An 18,418-nucleotide genomic window follows, 5' to 3' on the forward strand; every position below is an offset into this window, starting at 1 on the left:
CGGCGGGGAGCAGAACAAGTCTGACATTGGGAGGGAAGCCATGAGTGAGTCCAAGAGTAACGGCGCGGGCAGGCACGAAAGCCTCGACGCAGTGGTGATCGGCACGGGCGTTGCCGGCCTCTACCAGCTCTACAAGCTGCGCGACGAGCAGGGCCTGAGGGTCAAGGCCGTCGATACGGCCACTGGCGTCGGCGGCACCTGGTACTGGAATCGCTATCCCGGAGCGCGCTTCGACTCCGAGGCCTATATCTACCAGTATCTGTTCTCGGAGGAGCTCTACAAGGGCTGGAGCTGGAGCGAGCGTTTCCCCGGCCAGCCAGAGATCGAAAAGTGGCTCAACTACGTCGCCGACAAGCTCGATCTGCGCAAGGACATCCGGTTCTCGACGACGATCACGAGTGCCGTCTTCAACGAGGCAACGCAGCGCTGGACGATCACGACCGACAAGGGCGACACCATCGATGCGCAGTTCCTGATCACCTGCTGCGGCATGCTGTCCGCACCGCTGACCTCGGTGTTTCCCGGACAGGAGACGTTCAAGGGCGTGCTCGTCCACACCGGCCGCTATCCGAAGGAGAAGCTCGACCTTGCCGGCAAGCGCGTCGCCGTGGTCGGCAACGGCGCCACGGGCATTCAGGTGATCCAGACCATCGCCGGCGAGGTCGGCAGCCTGAAGGTGTTTGTGCGCACGCCGCAATACATCATTCCGATGAAGAACCCGAAATACGGGCCGACGGAGGTCGAGGCCTACAAGGCGCGGTTCGAGGAATTCCGAAAGACCCTGCCTCGCTCGTTCACCGGCTTCGAATACGACTTCACCAACGGCGCCTGGAAGGATCTCACGCCGGAGCAGCGTCACACCGTGCTGGAGAAGATCTGGGATGAAGGTTCGCTGCGGCTGTGGCTCGCCTCATTCGTCGAAATGTTCTTCGAGGAGGATGTCAGCGAGGAGATCTCCGAGTTCGTTCGCAAGAAGATGCGCGCGCGCCTGAAGGACCCCAAGCTCTGCGAGGCGCTGATCCCGACCGATTACGGCTTCGGCACGCATCGTGTCCCGCTCGAGACCAACTATCTGGAGGCTTTTCACCAGGCGAACGTCGAGCTGGTCAGCGTCAAGAACAACCCGATCAAGCGGATCACGCCGCAAGGTATCGAGCTCAGCGACGGAACTTCGTATGGGCTGGACGTGATCATTCTTGCGACGGGCTTCGATGCCGGCTCGGGCGCGCTCACCCGCATCGATATCCGCGGGCGCGACGGCCGCTCCCTGAAGGACGAATGGAGCCGCGATATCCGCACCACGATGGGACTGCAGGTCCATGGCTATCCCAACATGTTCACGACCGGAGCGCCGCTGGCGCCCTCGACGGCGCTTTGCAACATGACGACATGCCTTCAGCAGCAGGTCGAATGGATCAGCGACTGTATCGCCTATCTCAAGAAGAATCACCTGAGCGTCATCGAGCCCACCAAGGAGACGCAGGACGCCTGGGTCGCGCATCACGACGAGATCGCGAACACGACCCTCGTGACCAAGACGAACTCCTGGTACATGGGCTCGAACGTCGAGGGGAAGCCGCGCCGTCTGCTCTCCTATATCGGTGGGGTCGGGACCTACCGCCAGAAGTGCGATGAAGTCGCCTCTTCGGCCTATCCCGGCTTTGCCAAGCAGTGAACGACGCAAGGGGCACGCGAACGCGGCCCCTTCTTTTTCGCAATCCCAAAATTCGACGGAGGAAACACATGTGCAGAGAATTTGCCGTAGACGCCGACGCAATCCTCAACGAGACCGTTGCGACGGGGACAGGTGTCCCGGGCGTCGTCGCCATGGTGACTGATCGCAACGGCAATATCTATGAAGGTGCTGCCGGCAAGCGTCGGACCGACCGGCCGGAGGCGATGACGACGGATACGAACTTTGCGATCTTCTCGACCACCAAGGCGATCACCGGCACCGCCGCTCTTCAACTGATCGAAGAGGGCCGGCTCGACCTCGATGCCCCAGCGAAGAGATATGCGCCCGACATCGGCAAGCTGCAGGTGATCGACGGCTTCGACGCCGACGGCCGGCCGAAGCTTCGCGCGCCGAAGCGCGACGTGACGACACGCATGCTGCTGCTGCACACCGGCGGCTTCGGCTACGACTTCTTCAACGAGAACTATCTGCGCCTGGCGACCGACCACGGACAGCCGAGTGTCATCACCTCGTCGAAGGCTGCGATCATGACGCCGCTTCTGTTCGATCCCGGTTCGAAATGGGAGTACGGCACGAACATCGATTGGGTCGGGCAGGTCGTCGAGGGCATCACCGGCAAACGGCTCGGCGACGTCTTCACTGATCGCATCTTCAAGCCGCTCGGCATGGCGAACACGACGTTCGAGATCAACGACACGGTGCGCAGCAAGCTCGCCGGCGTGCACGCCCGCAACGCCGACGGCTCCCTCACGCCGATGGACTTCGAATTGCCGTCAAATCCGGAGGTCCATATGGGGGGACATGGCCTCTACAGCACGGTCGGCGACTACATGCGCTTCATTCGGATGTGGCTGAACGACGGGAATGGCCCGCACGGCCGGGTGCTCAAGGCGGAAACCGTGAGGATGGCGGAAAAGAACCATCTCGGCGATCTCAAGATCACGGCATTGCCGGGGGTGATCAAGTCGCTCTCCAATGATGCCGAGTTCTTCCCGGGCCAGTCGAAATCCTGGTCGTTCACGTTCATGGTCAATGACGAGGAGGCCCCGACGGGGCGGCCGGCCGGAGCGCTCGGCTGGGCTGGCCTCGCAAACCTGTTCTACTGGATCGACCGGCAGAACGGCTTCGGCGGCTATTGGGCAACCCAGATCCTGCCGTTTGGCGATCCGGCTTCGTTCACCGGGTATTTGCGCTTCGAGACGGCCTTCTATGACACCCTGCACCGCCGCAAGGCAGCGTAGGGACCTGGCAGGTCAGGACATCAGGCGCGCCTTTCGGCTTCACGGCTTTCGCAGTGCGGCCGGAGGCGCGCCAAAGTTGCGCCGCGATCCGATTGTCAGTTGCGCGTTGGCATGGAATGATCTCAAGATCGGCCGATCAAGCTCGGGGTCCCTCAACAACAAGAAGATCTTGGACCACTCAGCGCGTCAAAGGAGGAAGCGTGTTGGGTCAGACGCCAGAGGAAGCTTTTGCGAATCCAGGCATTGAACGCGACGTCCTGACGAGCTGGGAGCACTTCCTGTCCGGGACCGGCGCCGGCGGCCGGGTCGTTCGGCCCGCGATCAACGATTCCTGGCTGCGGAGCCGGAAATCGGCCGTGGACTATCGACGCAGCCAGGCTCCAATGCCGATGAACGACGAACGGCTGCACTGCCTGCTCGACAAGCGCACCCGCCTGGTCCACGCCGGCGCCTCGACCATGGCCCTGGCGCGCGACTACATGCGCGAAACAGGCACGGTCATGGTCCTGACCGACGTCGACGGCATCGTGTTGCGCCTGGAAGGCGATACCAAGCTCGCGCTGCGCAATGCCGTGGAGAAGACGCACCTGCTGCCCGGCAGCAATTGGAGCGAGGCGACCTGCGGCACCAACGCGATCGGCACGGCGCTGGAAACCGGCCAGGCCATCCAGGTGCATGCCACCGAACATTTTTGCTCGGGCATCCAGCGCTGGACTTGCTCGGCTTCCGTCGTCCACGATCCCATCGACGGCGCGGTCATCGGAGCCATCGACATTTCCGGGCTGTCGGATTCCTATGGACGACAGGCACTCGCATTGGCGATCTCGGCGGCTGCGCGCATCGAGGCGCATCTGCTCCAGATGGAGCTGGACGCCCGTTACCGGCTTCTCGATCAATGCTTTTGGATGCTGCCTCCTTCGGACCGCCACCATGCCGTGCTGTTCGATAGCGCCGGGCGGCCCTTCAAGGCGAATGGCGAGATGGCGCAGATCTTACGCGACCTCGGTGCGCCGCAGAGCCAGTCGAATTTCCCGCTCCTTGGAAGCAGCGAGGATCGTCCCGGGACCAATCTGCGGCCGGCCTGGATCAAGGAAGAATGGCTGAGACCGGTGGCCTATCAGGGCGAACATCTTGGAACGGTCATGGTGGCGCCGAAGCCAGGGGTTTCGAGCAGATCCGTTTTTCCATCCGCTCAAGGTGAAGCCAAGGCATTCACCAACATCATCCATGCAGACCCCAAGATGCACGCGGTGCTCGAAAAATGCCGCCGTGTCGGCACGACCGCAGCTCCCGTCCTGTTGCTTGGTGAGACCGGTGTCGGCAAGGAGGTTTTCGCTCAAGCCATTCATTCGGCGTCTCCGCGCCGCGGCGGCCCGTTGGTCGTCGTGAATTGTGGCTCCGTCTCGCGCGAGCTGCTGGCGAGCGAGCTGTTCGGCTATGTCGACGGCGCGTTCACTGGCGCACGGCGTGGCGGCATGGCCGGAAAGATCGAGGCTGCGTCCCGCGGCACCCTTTTCCTCGACGAAATCGGCGAATTGCCGCTCGATCTCCAGCCCATGTTGCTGCGGGCTCTGGAGAATGGCGAGATCAGCCGGGTCGGCGACACCGTGGCCCGCAAGGTGGACTTTCGCCTCGTCGCCGCGACCAACCGCGATCTGCAAGCCGAGGTTGACGCCCAGCGCTTCCGCAGGGATCTGTACTACCGTCTCGCGGTCGTGCCCGTCGTCATACCGCCGCTGCGGGAGCGCTGCGATGACATTCCGCTGCTGGTCGATTATTTCGTCGCCCAGGCAAGGTCACGCTACGGCCTTGCCGATCGCCGTTTTGCGCCGGAGGTGCTCGAGCGCCTGCGCCGGTATGGCTGGCCCGGCAACGTTCGCGAACTACGAAACTTGATCGAGAGCCTGATGCTGACCAGTGACGGCGACCCAATCGAACCGTCGGATCTGCCTGACAGCATCCGGCGGACGGAAGATGCATGCGAACCGGGCCTGTCTCTGGCTGAGTCAGCCGAACGTGACTTGATATCGCGCACGCTGCGGTCGTGTAGCGGCAATGTGACGGCGACCGCGTCCGCGCTCGGTCTCGCCAAAAGCACTGTCTATGCAAAGCTGCATCGTTACAACATCCGCTTGGACCCGAGCTCTGCAAACCCCGCACGTTGATGTCGCCGCAACGTCCGCCGCGGCGTCGGGCGTTGCGCGCCTAAAACTGATACCTCCGTAAGCCCCCATCCACCGGGATCACCGTGCCCGTGATGTAGCGCGCCACCGGCGAGGCCAGGAACACCGCGAGTGCGGCGAGGTCCTCCGGCTCGCCCCAATAGCCGACCGGGATCTCCTCTTCCGCAAAGCGCTCGCGATAGTCAGGCGGATAGTTGCGGCGGATCTGCTCGCTCATGATCCGGCCGGGCGGGATGCAGTTGATGGTGATGCCGTGCTCGCCGATCTCGCGCGACAGGCCCTTGGCCCAGGCGTGCACGGCGGCCTTCGCGGCGAAGGCGGCGTTGAGGCCTTCGGGCTCTGACTTGCCGGTGATGTTGACAATGCGGCCCCATTTGCGCGCGATCATCTGCGGCAGCAGCGCATGCGCGATGCGACGGTAGCTGGTGAAGTTCAGCGCGATCGCCTCGTCCCATTTGCTGTCGGGCGCATCGACGGGCAGGGGACGGCTGCCGCCGGCATTGTTGACGAGGATGTCGACATGGCCGAGCTCCCTCACCGCGAAGGCGGCGATCCTCTCGGCCGCGTCGCTGGTCATCACATCCTGCTCGAACGGCGTGATCAGCCCGGAGCCAACTTCCTTCACCAGCTCGGCGAGCAGGTCGGTGCGTCGCGCCACGCCTAGGACACGGACGCCTTCGGCGGCGAGGCCCTTGGCGATGGCGCGGCCGATGCCGATGCTCGCACCCGTGACGACAGCGGTTTTCGATTTGAGCCCGAGGTCCATGGTCGCACGCCCTCTTGTCTGTTTTTTGCTTGTTCGTTTCCCGCCCTGTCCCCGCCGGGTCATTTGCCCGACCGGGACGAGCAGTGGTAACCAAGAGCCTCTGTAAAGGAAACACGAAAAAGAAAAAGGCGTTGAGCGATGGTCTGGGATCCGCAGCAATACCTGAAATTCTCCGGCCACCGGCTGCGGCCTGCCGTCGATCTGTTGATGCGGATTCCGGATTTCGCGCCGCGCGAGATCGCCGATCTCGGGGCGGGCGCGGGCAACGTCACCAAGCTCATCAAGGAGCGCTGGCCGGATGCGACCGTGACTGGCGTCGAGGGTTCGGCCGAGATGGTTGCCGCCGGCCGCAAGGCGGCGCCTGACGTGGAGTGGTCACATGAAGACCTCGGCCAGTGGCGCCCGACGAAGCCATATGACTTGATCTATTCCAATGCCGCACTGCACTGGCTGCCCAATCATGCGGCACTGTTTGCGTCGGTGATGGAGAAGGTGAAGCCCGGCGGCATGCTCGCGGTGCAGATGCCGCGCAATTTTCTCGCGCCCTCGCACGTGCTGATCGGCGAAACCGCGCTTGATGGTCCCTGGCGCTCCAAGGTCGAGCATCTCGTCACGCCGCCGCCGGTCGAAGGGCCGGCCTTCTATCACGATCTGCTGGCTCCGATGTCCGCCAATATCGACATCTGGGAGACCGAATATCTGCAGGTGCTCGAAGGCGAGAATCCCGTGAAGGAGTGGACCAAGGGGACGTGGCTGACGCGCTATCTCGACGTCCTGCAGGGCGACGAGAAGGCCGCGTTCGAGGCGGCGTATGGGATGCGGGTCGCGAAGGCGTATCCGAAGAATGCGGCGGGGCAGACGCTGTTCCCGTTCCGGCGTCTGTTCATCGTTGCCCAGCGCAAGAGCTGATGGCATTGCCGCAATGCGGCATAAAGTTCGCTTCGTCGTAGCGGAGCGGGTGCCGGGTTGCGCATGCAGCTCTCGTCAAGATAGCTTGGCCGCAGAAAATTGGGCTTAGGTCTAGTTGTTCGGGTGGCGGATTGCTGCCACTACTGACGTGCCAAACCGGACTGCAAAACAAAAAAGACCCGGTTTTAGAGGTTGTTGGGAGGTTCTTCATGCGCAAGCTGCTCCTTGCGGTCGCCGCCGCGGCCGTTCTCACGGCGCCTGCGATGGCCGAGGCCCAGAGCCCCGTCGTCATCAAGTTCAGCCACGTCGTCGCCAACGACACGCCGAAGGGCAAGGGCGCGCTGAAGTTCAAGGAGCTCGCCGAGAAGTACACGGACGGCAAGGTCAAGATCGAGGTCTATCCGAACTCCTCGCTCTACAAGGACAAGGAGGAAATCGAGGCGCTGCAGCTCGGCTCGGTGCAGATGCTGGCCCCCTCGACCGCGAAGTTTGCGCCGCTCGGCATCAAGGAATTCGAGGCGCTCGACCTGCCCTGGCTGTTCAAGGACGATGCGACCTATTCCAACGCGATGAAGGGTACGGTCGGAAAATGGCTGTTCCAGAAGCTCGAGACCAAAGGCATCACCGGGCTCGCTTACTGGGACAACGGTTTCCACATGGTGTCGTCGAACCGTGCGCTGACGAAGCCCGAGGATTTCAAGGGCCTGAAATTCCGCATCTCCGGCTCGAAGATCGCCGACCAGTATTTCCGCTTGATGGGTTCGATCCCGCAGATCATGGCGTTCTCCGAAGTCTACCAGGCGCTGCAGACCGGCGTCGTCGACGGCTGCGAGAACACCGCGTCGAACTACCTGACGCAGAAGTTCTACGAAGTGCAGAAAGACATCACCGTGTCCTATCATGCGCATCTGCAATACGCCGTGATCGTCAACTCGAAGTTCTGGTCCGGCCTGCCGCCTGATATCCGCGCGCAGCTCGAAAAGGCGATGGTTGAGGCGACCGACTACACCAACCTGATCGCGCACCAGGAGAACGAGGACGCGCTGGCCGAGATCAAGAAGACCGGCAAGACCACGCTGCATTATCTGACCGATGCCGACCGCAAGGCGTGGCAGGAGGCGATGCAGCCGACTTATAAGTGGGCAAAGGGCCGCGTCGGGCAGGAAGTGCTCGATCTCGTTGCCAAGGAACTCGACGTCAAGATGAACTGACGCGGTTTCCGGAGAGGACAATACCGACGGTCGGGAGTGCAGGCACTTCCGGCCGTTTCGTATCGATAGGGGGACTTTGATTTGCTTCGCGTGCTCAACCAGGCGCTCAACCATCTCGAAGAGTGGTTGATCGCGACGCTGATTGCGGCTGCAACCGGCCTGATCTTCATCGCTGTCGTGCACCGCTATGGCGCGGGCGAATCGATTGCCCTCTCCAGGTGGGCGGCCGCGCACGGGATGACCTGGCTGGCGTCGCTGTCGATGGCGGTGTTCACCTTCCTGTCCGAGCTCGACCTGTCCTGGGCGCAGGAGCTCTGCATCTACATGTTCATCTGGATGGCGAAGTTCGGCGCGGCCTATGGCGTGCGCACCGGCATCCATGTCGGCGTCGATCTGCTCGTCAACCGCCTGCCCGAGCATTCGCGCAAGCACGTGATCCTGTTCGCGCTGCTGTGCGGGGCGCTGTTCACCGGCATGATCGCGGCCTTCGGTACTTCCTTCGTGCGCGAGATGTTCCACACCGGCCAGCAGTCCAACGATCTGGAAGCGCCGATGTGGTTCGTGTATCTCGCGATCCCGCTCGGCTCCGGCCTGATGTGCTTCCGCTTCCTCCAGGTCTCCTGGTTCTACTACTGGACCGGCGAGCTGCCGCACCATGACGAGACCCATGTCGAGGGCGTGCAGGCGGACGCCTCGCCCGCACTGCATCCGCAGCCCGCCGGCGCCGCGACGAAGGCTGCCGCGAGAAAGGTGTCGCCGCTCGGCGTCATCCTGATCATGGCGCCGGTGCTGATCTTCGCGATGTGCCTTGCCGAAAAGTTCGGCGTGGTGGTGCTGCCGCACTGGATGCGCGCCGCGACCGTGTTCGCTCTGCTGATCGCGCTGATGCTGACCGGCATCCCGGTCTCGATCGCGCTCGGCCTCACCGTGATGACGTTCCTGTTCACGCTGACCACGGTGCCGATCGAAGCGGTCTCGATGAAGCTGTTCACCGGCATCGAAGGCTTCGAGATCATGGCGATCCCGTTCTTCATTCTGGCGGGAAATTTCCTCACCCATGGCGGCGTCGCGCGCCGCATGATCAATTTCGCGACCTCGCTGATCGGTCACTGGTATGGCGGCCTCGGGCTTGCCGGCATCGTCGCCTGCGCCATGTTTGCGCTGGTGTGCGGCTCGAGCGTCGCGACGGTGGCCGCGATCGGCGCCATCGTGCTGCCCGAGATGGTGCGGCACGGCTATCCGATGCGCTTCGGCGCCGGCATCATCACGGTGGCGGGCTCGCTCGGCATCCTGATGCTGCCCTCGATCCCGAAGATCGTCTACGCGGTCTCGACCAACACCTCGATCGGCGCGCTGTTCGTCGCCGGTCTGCTCCCCGGCATCATGCTGACGACCATGCTCTGCATCGTCACCTGGTGGATCGCGCGGCAGCGTGATTATCCGCGCCTCGCCAAGGCGAGCTGGGGCGACACCGTCCGCACCTTCCGCGAGAGCATCTGGGGCCTGATGCTGGTGGTCATCATCATCGGCGGCATCTATAGCGGCCTGTTCACCGCGACCGAGGCGGCCGCGATGGCCGCGGTCTACTCCTTCGTCATCGCGGTCTTCGTCTACAAGGCGATCAAGATTGCCGACGTGCCGCGGGTGCTGCTGCGCGCCGCCAACACCAGCGCGATGCTGCTCTACATCGTCACCAACGCGGTTCTGTTCTCCTTCGTGCTCTCCAACGAGAACCTGCCGGCGACGCTCGCCGACTGGATCGCGGCGCAGAATCTCGGCTGGGTCGGCTTCCTGCTGGTGGTCAACATCCTCCTGCTGCTCGCCGGCAACTTCATGGAGCCGAACTCGATCATCCTGATCATGGCGCCGATCCTGGCGCCGGCGGCCAAGAAGCTCGGCATCGACCTCGTGCATTTCGGCATCGTCATGGACGTCAACATGGAGGTCGGCCTCTGCCATCCGCCTGTCGGCCTCAATCTCTATGTCGCGTCCATGATCGCGCGCATGCGCATCACGGATCTGGCGGTTGCGGTGATGCCATGGCTGATCACCATGCTCGGTTTCCTCGTCATCGTGACGTATTGGCCCGATCTGACGCTGTGGCTGCCGCGGGTGCTGGGGATGCACCAGTGAGGGCGTGCGGGGCCCGACGTCTTACCCTCCCCTGGAGGGGGAGGGTCGATCGCGCGTAGCGCGAGCGGGGTGGGGTGATCTCTCCACTCGGGCACCGCATCGGTGGAGAGACTGTCACCCCACCCCGTCTCTCATCTTCGCTACGCTCAGATGCGAGCCGACCCTCCCCCTCCAGGGGAGGGTAAGAGTAGCGTCACGCCAGCTACACGGCGCTCACGATGGCAATCGGCTGTGAGATAGGCTTAGATGGCTCCAACCAGAGCGGGGAAGGAGCCAGCCGATGACCGAGATTTCGAACGAGCCCAAGGTCGCAACACCATCCGTCATCGCGCAGCATGATGCCATGCTGAACGCGCTGCCGTTTTCCGACACGCAGGATTTCGACGATGCCGCGCGCGGCTTTCTCGGCACCATCGACAACGCGGAGATCACGAACGCGCAGGGGCGGATGGTCTGGAGCCTGAAGCCCTACGGCTTCCTGTCGGAAGAAGCGGCGCCGCCCACGGTCAATCCGAGCCTGTGGCGGCAGGCGCGGCTCAATATGCATCATGGGCTGTTCGAGGTGGTGCCCGGCGTCTACCAGGTGCGCGGGCTCGACATCGCCAACATGACGCTGATCGAGGGCGACAGCGGCGTCATCGTCGTGGACACGCTGACCTCGATCGAAGGCGCGCGCGCCGCGCTCGATCTCTACTTCAGGCATCGGGGCCCGAAGCCGGTCGCGGCCGTCATCTTCACGCACACCCACACCGATCACTGGGGCGGCGCGCGCGGCGTGCTGGAGGAGGACGCGCTCGCCACCGGCAGCGTGCCGATCATCGCGCCGAACCTGTTCATGGAGCATGCGGTCTCCGAGAACATCATCGCGGGACCTGCGATGCTGCGCCGGGCGCAATATCAGTTCGGCCCGTTCCTCGCCAAGGGGGCGCGGGGGCAGGTCGACAACGGGCTCGGCAAGTCGATGGCGGCAGGCGGGGTTGCGCTGCTGCGCCCGACGGATCTGATCATGGCGACCGGCGACAAGCGCGTGATCGACGGCGTCGAGTTCGAATTCCAGATGGCGCCGAACAGCGAAGCGCCGGCGGAGATGCATTTCTTCATCCCGCGCTACAAGCTCTTGAACTTGGCTGAGAACTGCACCCACAATTTCCACAATCTGCTGCCGTTCCGCGGCGCCGACGTGCGCGATGCGCTGGCGTGGTCGAAATATCTGGGCGAGGCTTTGCAGCTGTGGGACGGCAAGGCGGAGGCGATGTGCGGCCAGCACCACTGGCCGGTGTGGGGAGCTGAGCGCATCGGCACGATGATCCGGCAGCAGCGCGATCTCTACAAATTCGCGCATGACCAGACCATTCGGCTGATGAACCATGGCCTCAACGCCGCCGAGATCGCCGAGACCATCCAGCTGCCGAAGAGCCTCGAGGGCGCCTGGCATGGCCGCGGCTATTACGGCCACATCCGGCACAATGTGAAGGCGATCTACCAAAAGTATCTCGGCTGGTACGACGCCAATCCGGTCAATCTCGATCCGCTGCCGCCGGTGGAGTCGGGCAAGAAGTACGTCGAGTATATGGGCGGCGCGGACGCCATCCTGGCGCGGGCGCGCGCGGATTTTGACAAGGGCGAATTTCGCTTCGTGGCGCAGGCGCTCGGCCATCTCGTCTTCGCCGAGCCCGACAATGCGGCGGCGCGTCACCTGCTGGCCGATACGCTGGAGCAGCTCGGCTATGCCGCCGAGAGCTCGACCTGGCGTAACGCCTATCTGTTCGGCGCGCAGGAATTGCGCCAGGGCATGCCCAAAACCCCGCCGCGCCCGCCGATGCCGCGCGAGACGCTGGCGGCACTGCGCACCTCGCAGCTCTGGGACGTGCTCGGCATCCGCCTCAACGGCCCCAAGGCGGAAGGCAAGCACATCGTGCTGAACTGGAGCTTTTCCGACACCGGCGAGACCTTCGTGCTCAATCTGGAGAATTCGGCGCTGACCTACACCGAGGGCGTGCAGGCGGAAGCCGCGGACGCCAGCTTCACGCTGGCGCGCGCGACGCTGGACGAGGTGATCGCGAAGCTGACGAGCTTTCCGGAGGCGGTCGCGGCCGGCAAGGTCAAGCTGTCGGGCAATCCGATGAAGCTCGCCGAGCTGATGGGCCTGATGGACGAGTTTCCGAGGATGTTCGAGATTGTGGAGCCGAAGCGGGTGGTGGTGGGGTAGGGCTCTTGTGCCCCGGACGCAGCGCAGCGCTTCTTCAGCGGTGCGCTGCAGAGCCGGGGCCCATGTTTTCCGAGAGCGTCTCTGCCGCGTGGGTCCCGGCTCTGCGCCGCAGCGCGTCCGGGACACGAGAGCGGCGAATGCCTTACTCCGCGCTGCTGACCAGCTTGATCCGCGGCGCTTGCTCCTCGGTCAGGCTGCGATAGGCGGCGAGATAGTCCAGTGCCATACGCCGCGCGGTGAAGCGGGTCTCGAACTGCTTGCGGATCGCGGCGCGGTTCAGTTGCGGAAGGCGCTTGACGACGCCGGCGGCGCTGATGACGTCCTCGACCACGAAGCCGGTCAGGCCCTCGTCGATGATCTCAGGCACCGAGCCGCGGTTGAAGGCGATCACCGGCGTTCCGCAGGCCATGGCCTCGATCATCACGAGGCCGAACGGCTCCGGCCAATCGATCGGCAGCAGAAGTGCAAGCGCGCCGCTCAGGAAGTCGGACTTCTCGTGATCGCTGATCTCACCGATGAACTCCACCAGCGGATTGTTCTCGATCATCGGCTTGATCAGTTCGTCATAGTAATCCTGGTCGGCGCGATCGACCTTGGCCGCAATCTTCAGCGGGATGCCGCAATGGGTCGCGATCTTGATGGCGCGGTCGACGCCTTTCTCCGGCGCGATGCGGCCGAGCACGGCGAGGTATTCCTGCTTCACCGGTTTCGGCATCAGCAGGTTCTCCGGCAAGCCGTGGTGGATCGTCGTCACCCAATTCGCCTGCGGCACCGGCCGCCGCTGTGCGTTCGAGATCGAGATCACCGGCATCTTGGAGAAGGTGTTGAAGACGGGCTGATGCTCCGGCAGGTCGAGCCGGCCGTGCAGCGTGGTCACGAACGGCGTCGGCTGACGGTAGAACAGCGACCACGGATAGTAGTCGAGATGGAAGTGGAGGAAGTCGAACTCCTCGTCGTCACATTTCTGCCGCACGCGCTCCAGGAGCACCATGTGCAGCGCGTTGGGATCTCGTACGGAACCGTCGAGGCGAAGCGCCCGCGGCCATAATGCATCGAGCTTTGCAGATGTCTGCGAGTCGCCACTGGCGAACAGCGTCACGTCATGCCCCAGGGCCACCAACTCTTCCGTCAACCAATGCACCACCCGCTCAGTGCCGCCATACAGCTTGGGTGGAACAGCCTCCGTCAACGGAGCTACCTGCGCGATGCGCATCTCACCATCTCCTCTGCGATCATGAATGTTGAAACCCCCACCTATGCGGCACTGGCAATGCCAGCCAAGGGAACGTTCCCGCAGTTGCGAAGTTCCTTCTCCCGAACGTTACTTATTCGACACGTTGGGAATGGTCGCGATGCTGCCATCACATCTTCGCAGATCGTCCGCATCCGCATGTCGTGATCACCGCGCCCGGGAACCGGGACGGAGCGGTCGATGTTCAATCGATCAACACCAAAATCGAAAATCACGATGGGGCGACAGCCATATGGATCAGCTTTCTGGATACGCGCGCAGACCATTTGCCTTTGTCTTGCGCTATCTCCGGCGTCGCCTCACATCACATCTGGTGATCCTGACCGCCGTCGTGGCGGCCGTTGCCTGCTCCGTGGGCACGCAGTACGGCGTCAAATCCCTGGTCGACAGTTTGTCGGCGGGAACTGCGCATGGTGGCAGAGTATGGCTGGCATTCATTCTGCTCATGTCACTGATCGCCGCCGACAACTTCCTGTGGCGGATCGCGAGCTGGACGGCGAGCTTCACCTTCGTTCGCGTCACCGGCGATCTCAGGCGTGACATCTTTCGCCATCTGACCGGGCACGCGCCGAGCTATTTCTCCGATCGCATGCCCGGCATGCTGACGAGCCGTATCACCGCGACCTCGAATGCGGTGTTCACGGTCGAGAACATGTTCGTCTGGAATGTCCTGCCGCCGTGCATTGCCACAATTGCGGCAATCATGCTGATTGGAACCGTCAGTCCCTATATGGCGCTCGGCCTGATCGTGATCGCCGGCGGTATGGTGATCGCGATGTTCCATTTGGCTGCCGCCGGCAAGCCGCTACACGACGACTTCGCCGACAAGGCCGCTGTCGTCGACGGCGAGATGATCGACGTCATCAGCAACATGCCGCTGGTCCGTGCCTTCTGCGGCATCAGCCATGAGCACGAACGGTTCGATGCGACCGTCAATCGCGAGCTCACCGCGCGCGGCCGCAGCCTGCGCTATCTCGAGAAGCTGCGGCTGACCCATGCCGGCGTGACCGTGCTCCTGACGGTGGCGCTGATGGCCTGGGCCATCACGCTCTGGCAGCAGGGCGAGGCGACCACCGGCGACGTCGTCCTGGTCTGCACGCTCGGCCTCTCCATCCTCAATGCGACGCGTGATCTGGCGGTGGCGCTGGTCGACGTCACCCAGCACGTCGCCCGCCTCACCGAGGCGATTGCGACACTGCTGGTGCCGCACGAATTGCGCGACCATCCCGAGGCCGAACCCCTGGTCAAGAGCGGCGCCGCGATCGCATTCAACAACGTCACCTTCGGCTATCCCGGGGGTGAGAAGATCTTCGAGCGCTTCAGCCTGCGGCTGCAGCCCGGCCAGCGCGTTGGTCTCGTCGGCCATTCCGGCGGCGGCAAGTCGACGCTGTTTACCCTGCTTCAGCGCTTCTACGATGTCGACGAGGGCAGCGTCACCATCGACGGTCAGGACATCTCCAAGGTGATCCAGCTGAGCCTGCGCGAGGCGATCTCGGTGGTGCCGCAAGATATTTCCTTGTTTCATCGCTCGATCCGCGAGAATATCCGCTATGGGCGGCCGAACGCGACCGACGACGAGGTGCTGCGCGCGGCGATTGCGGCGCGCTGCGACTTCGTCGAGAGCCTGCCTGAGGGCCTCGACACCATGGTCGGCGACCGCGGTGTCAAGATGTCCGGCGGCCAGCGCCAGCGCATTGCCATCGCGCGCGCCTTCCTGAAGGACGCGCCGATCCTGCTGCTCGACGAGGCCACGGCCGCGCTCGACAGCGAGTCCGAGGAGGCGATCCGCGAGGCGCTGACACGCCTGATGCGCGGCCGCACCGTGGTTGCGATCGCGCATCGCCTGGCGACGCTGCGCAATTTCGATCGCGTGGTGGTGCTCAAGGCCGGCAGGATCATCGAGGACGGCGCGCCCGACCGGCTGATGCAGGGCCACGGCCCCTACCGTGAGCTGGTGACGCAGGAGATGAGCCGGCTCGCGAAAGTCGCCGCGTAAGGCCGACAGTCGCGTTCGCGTTGGTTGCGTCTCGAAACAAGCGCAGGGGAGCAGCTCATGGCAGGCGAAGTCATCACCAAGTTCGTCTCAGTGACGCGGACCGTGGAGCAGGTCGTCGAGCAGCCCTTCTATATCCCGATGACGGGGCCGTCGGCGCGCCCGCGACGCTCGCTCAAGCACGATGACACCTTCATCGTGCTTGACAGTCATGGCGACATCGGCGCATCGGCCGGCGGGCCGGACGGGCTGTTTCACCACGACACCCGCTATCTCGCGCGGCTCGAGCTCGTGCTCGACGATCTCCAGCCCCTGCTGCTCGGCTCCAACCTGCGCGACGACAATTCGGCGCTGACCGTCGATCTCACCAACCCCGACATCTACCGCGAGGGCAGCCTCGTGCTGCAAAAGGACCTGCTGCACATCGTGCGCACGGTGTTCCTGTGGCGCGGCACGGCCTATCAGCGCATCGGCGTGCAGAACCACGGCGACCGGCCTGCCGGCTTCGAGCTGACGCTGCTGTTCGACAACGACTTCGCCGATCTGTTCGAGGTCCGCGGCGAGCGGCGGCCGCGCCGCGGGACGGGTACGAGCCGGCTGCTCGGGCCGACCGACGTGCTGTTCGAATATCGCGGGCTCGACGATCGCGAGCGCACCACCGGCCTGCATTTCGATCCGCGTCCGACGCGGCTCTCGGTCAATGCCGCCACCTGGCAGCTCGAGCTGGATCCGCACCAGTCGAAATCGCTGTTCGTGGCAGCGTTGTGCAACCGGCCGGTCACCGAGAAGCCGGCGCGCTTCTTCAGGGGCCTGCTCGCACACCGCCGCGAGATGCGGCAATCGACCATGGGCGCGGCCAGCATCGAGACCTCCAACAACATCTTCAACGAGGTGCTGTGCCAGGCCATGGCCGACCTCAACATGCTGATGACGGAGACGCCGCAGGGCCGCTATCCCTATGCCGGCATTCCCTGGTACTCGACGACCTTCGGGCGCGACGGACTGATCACCGCGCTGCAGATGCTGTGGATCGATCCGCGGATCGCCAAGGGCGTGCTGAGACGGCTCTCGCATTTCCAGGCCAAGGCGATCGATCCACTGGCCGATGCCGCGCCCGGCAAGATCCTGCACGAGATGCGCGGCGGAGAGATGGCGGCGCTGCGCGAGGTGCCGTTCGCGCAATATTACGGCAGCGTCGATTCGACCGCGCTGTTCGTGCTGCTCGCCGGAAGCTATTTCGAGCGCACCGGTGACGAGAAGACGTTGATCGAGCTGTGGCCCGCGATCGAGGCGGGGCTCGCCTGGATCGACGGTCCCGGCGATCCCGACCACGACGGCTTCGTCGAATACCAGCGCGCGACGGAGAAGGGGCTCGCCAACCAGGGCTGGAAGGATTCCTACGACGCCATCTTCCATGCCGACGGCCAGCTCGCGGAAGGCAATATCGCGCTCGCGGAGGTCCAGGGCTACGTCTATATGGCAAAGCAGCTGGCGGCGCGCTGCGCGCTGCGCCTCGGCAAGCCGGACCTCGTGCGCAAGTTCGAGGCCGAGGCCAAGGCACTGGCCGAGCGCTTCGAGCAGGCGTTCTGGTGCGAGGAGCTCGGCACCTACGCCCTGGCCCTCGACGGCAAGAAGCGGCCCTGCAAGGTGCGGACCTCCAATGCCGGGCAAGTGCTGTTCAGCGGCATGATCCGGGAGGACCGCGCCCGTCTCGTCGCCGCCGACCTGATGCGGCCGCATTTCTTCTCGGGCTGGGGTATCCGCACCGTCGCCGTCGGCGAGGTGCGCTACAACCCGATGTCCTATCACGACGGATCGATCTGGCCGCACGACAACGCGCTGATCGCGCTTGGGCTCGCGCGCTACGGCCTCAAGCATTCGGTGGCGCATGTCTTCAAGGGGCTGTTCGATGCCGCCACCTATATGGACCTGCGCCGGCTGCCCGAATTGTTCTGCGGCTTCCGGCGCGAGAAGCGGCGCGGCCCGACGCTCTATCCGGTCGCCTGCGCGCCGCAGGCCTGGGCCAGCGCGACGCCGTTCACGCTGCTGGAGGCGGCGCTGGGCATCGAGTTCGACGTGGCGCGCGGCGAGATTCGCCTGCGCAATCCGCATCTGCCGGCGTTCCTGAACGAGGTCATCCTGCGCGATCTGCGCCTCGGCGATTCCAGCGTGGATCTACGCGTCAGCCGCCACGGCGACGACGTGGCGCTGGAGGTGTTGCGCACGCGCGGCCAGATCCAGGTGTCGATCGTGCTGGCGCGCTAGCGGCGCGCCGTGAGGAGGGTGTTATGCGTGCGATCGGAGCGCTAACCCGAGCGCTAACCTTGGGCGTGGCCGTCGTGGCGGGCCTGGCGGTCGCCGCCACGCGCGCCGCCGACGGGCCGCCCGCGGGCCAGACTGAAGCGAATGCGCCGCCGACGGCCCAGCCGCCGGCCTCGACCGTTCCCGTCACGCCGAAGGACGCCGCGCCGCCGCCGTCGGTCACCATCATCGGCGCGAGCGATGCACATGGCGTGCTCGGCCGCGACGTGCGCAGCGCCGCCGACGAGGACATGGGCCGCATCGTCGATGTCATCGTCGACCGGGACGGGCACGTGCGCGCGGCGGTGATCGATTTCGGCGGGTTCCTCGGCGTCGGCAGCCGCAAGATCGTGGTGGACTGGAACGCGATGCGGTTCGGCAAGATTGCCAACAAGAAGGACAGCATCACGCTGGAACTGACCAAGGCGCAGGTCGCGGCTGCGCCGGAATACAAGGAAGACACGCCGATGGTCGTGCTCGGCGCGTCCGGCAGCCTTCAACCGCTGCAAGCGATCCAGTGAGGT

General features: G+C 64.2%; 12 protein-coding genes and 1 pseudogene. 11 read left to right on the plus strand and 2 right to left on the minus strand.

The window, feature by feature from the left end:
• Positions 1-40: 40 nt before the first annotated feature.
• The 3 genes from IQ16_RS04100 to IQ16_RS04110 all read left to right on the plus strand — a co-directional run bounded on the left by IQ16_RS04100 (position 41) and on the right by IQ16_RS04110 (position 5,102).
• Complete coding sequence (locus IQ16_RS04100; RefSeq protein WP_145831281.1) at positions 41-1,675, plus strand: flavin-containing monooxygenase; 1,635 nt, start codon at positions 41-43, stop codon at positions 1,673-1,675.
• 68 nt (positions 1,676-1,743) lie between these two features.
• Positions 1,744-2,937: a methyl acetate hydrolase AcmB gene (gene acmB / locus IQ16_RS04105; protein WP_018646846.1), complete on the plus strand. Its 1,194-nt coding sequence runs from the start codon at positions 1,744-1,746 to the stop codon at positions 2,935-2,937.
• Between the two features lie 53 nt (positions 2,938-2,990).
• Complete coding sequence (locus tag IQ16_RS04110) at positions 2,991-5,102, plus strand: sigma-54-dependent Fis family transcriptional regulator (protein WP_244635523.1); 2,112 nt, start codon at positions 2,991-2,993, stop codon at positions 5,100-5,102.
• Positions 5,103-5,142: 40 nt separating this feature from the next.
• On the opposite strand, the gene IQ16_RS04115 is transcribed toward IQ16_RS04110, so the two are convergent.
• Positions 5,143-5,886 (minus strand): SDR family NAD(P)-dependent oxidoreductase, encoded by a 744-nt coding sequence (locus tag IQ16_RS04115; protein WP_018646848.1) that lies wholly within the window; start codon positions 5,884-5,886, stop codon positions 5,143-5,145.
• Between the two features lie 138 nt (positions 5,887-6,024).
• Here IQ16_RS04115 and IQ16_RS04120 point away from each other — a divergent pair, with 138 nt between their 5' ends.
• From IQ16_RS04120 to IQ16_RS04135, 5 genes and pseudogenes are all read left to right on the plus strand, one after another.
• Positions 6,025-6,795, plus strand: a complete 771-nt coding sequence (locus IQ16_RS04120; RefSeq protein WP_018646849.1) for a methyltransferase domain-containing protein — start codon at positions 6,025-6,027, stop codon at positions 6,793-6,795.
• 209 nt (positions 6,796-7,004) lie between these two features.
• The gene (locus IQ16_RS04125; RefSeq protein WP_018646850.1) at positions 7,005-8,006 is read left to right on the plus strand and encodes a DctP family TRAP transporter solute-binding subunit; all 1,002 of its coding nucleotides are present in this window, start codon (positions 7,005-7,007) and stop codon (positions 8,004-8,006) included.
• Positions 8,007-8,267: 261 nt separating this feature from the next.
• A pseudogene (locus IQ16_RS47455) lies at positions 8,268-8,609 on the plus strand (TRAP transporter small permease); the annotation flags it as partial.
• Between the two features lie 243 nt (positions 8,610-8,852).
• A complete protein-coding gene (locus tag IQ16_RS47460) occupies positions 8,853-10,139 on the plus strand; it encodes a TRAP transporter large permease subunit (RefSeq protein ID WP_026312587.1) in 1,287 nt (428 codons plus the stop codon).
• Between the two features lie 280 nt (positions 10,140-10,419).
• Complete coding sequence (locus IQ16_RS04135; RefSeq protein WP_145831282.1) at positions 10,420-12,348, plus strand: alkyl/aryl-sulfatase; 1,929 nt, start codon at positions 10,420-10,422, stop codon at positions 12,346-12,348.
• Positions 12,349-12,490: 142 nt separating this feature from the next.
• Here IQ16_RS04135 and IQ16_RS04140 read toward each other — a convergent pair whose 3' ends face one another.
• Positions 12,491-13,561 carry a glycosyltransferase family 4 protein gene (locus tag IQ16_RS04140; RefSeq protein ID WP_018646853.1) on the minus strand — a complete coding sequence of 357 codons (1,071 nt, stop codon included), beginning with the start codon at positions 13,559-13,561 and terminating at the stop codon, positions 12,491-12,493.
• Positions 13,562-13,832: 271 nt separating this feature from the next.
• On the opposite strand from IQ16_RS04140, the gene IQ16_RS04145 reads away from it, so the two are divergent.
• Genes IQ16_RS04145 through IQ16_RS45485 form a run of 3 tightly spaced genes read left to right on the plus strand, consistent with a single transcriptional unit; the run spans position 13,833 to position 18,415 of the window.
• Positions 13,833-15,596 carry an ABC transporter ATP-binding protein gene (locus IQ16_RS04145; RefSeq protein ID WP_018646854.1) on the plus strand — a complete coding sequence of 588 codons (1,764 nt, stop codon included), beginning with the start codon at positions 13,833-13,835 and terminating at the stop codon, positions 15,594-15,596.
• 57 nt (positions 15,597-15,653) lie between these two features.
• A complete protein-coding gene (locus tag IQ16_RS04150; protein WP_018646855.1) occupies positions 15,654-17,858 on the plus strand; it encodes an amylo-alpha-1,6-glucosidase in 2,205 nt (734 codons plus the stop codon).
• 23 nt (positions 17,859-17,881) lie between these two features.
• The gene (locus tag IQ16_RS45485; protein WP_026312588.1) at positions 17,882-18,415 is read left to right on the plus strand and encodes a PRC-barrel domain-containing protein; all 534 of its coding nucleotides are present in this window, start codon (positions 17,882-17,884) and stop codon (positions 18,413-18,415) included.
• The last annotated feature ends 3 nt before the right edge of the window (positions 18,416-18,418 follow it).

This window comes from Bradyrhizobium huanghuaihaiense, from assembly GCF_007830635.1.
GTDB classification, from domain to species: Bacteria; Pseudomonadota; Alphaproteobacteria; order Rhizobiales; family Xanthobacteraceae; genus Bradyrhizobium; species Bradyrhizobium huanghuaihaiense.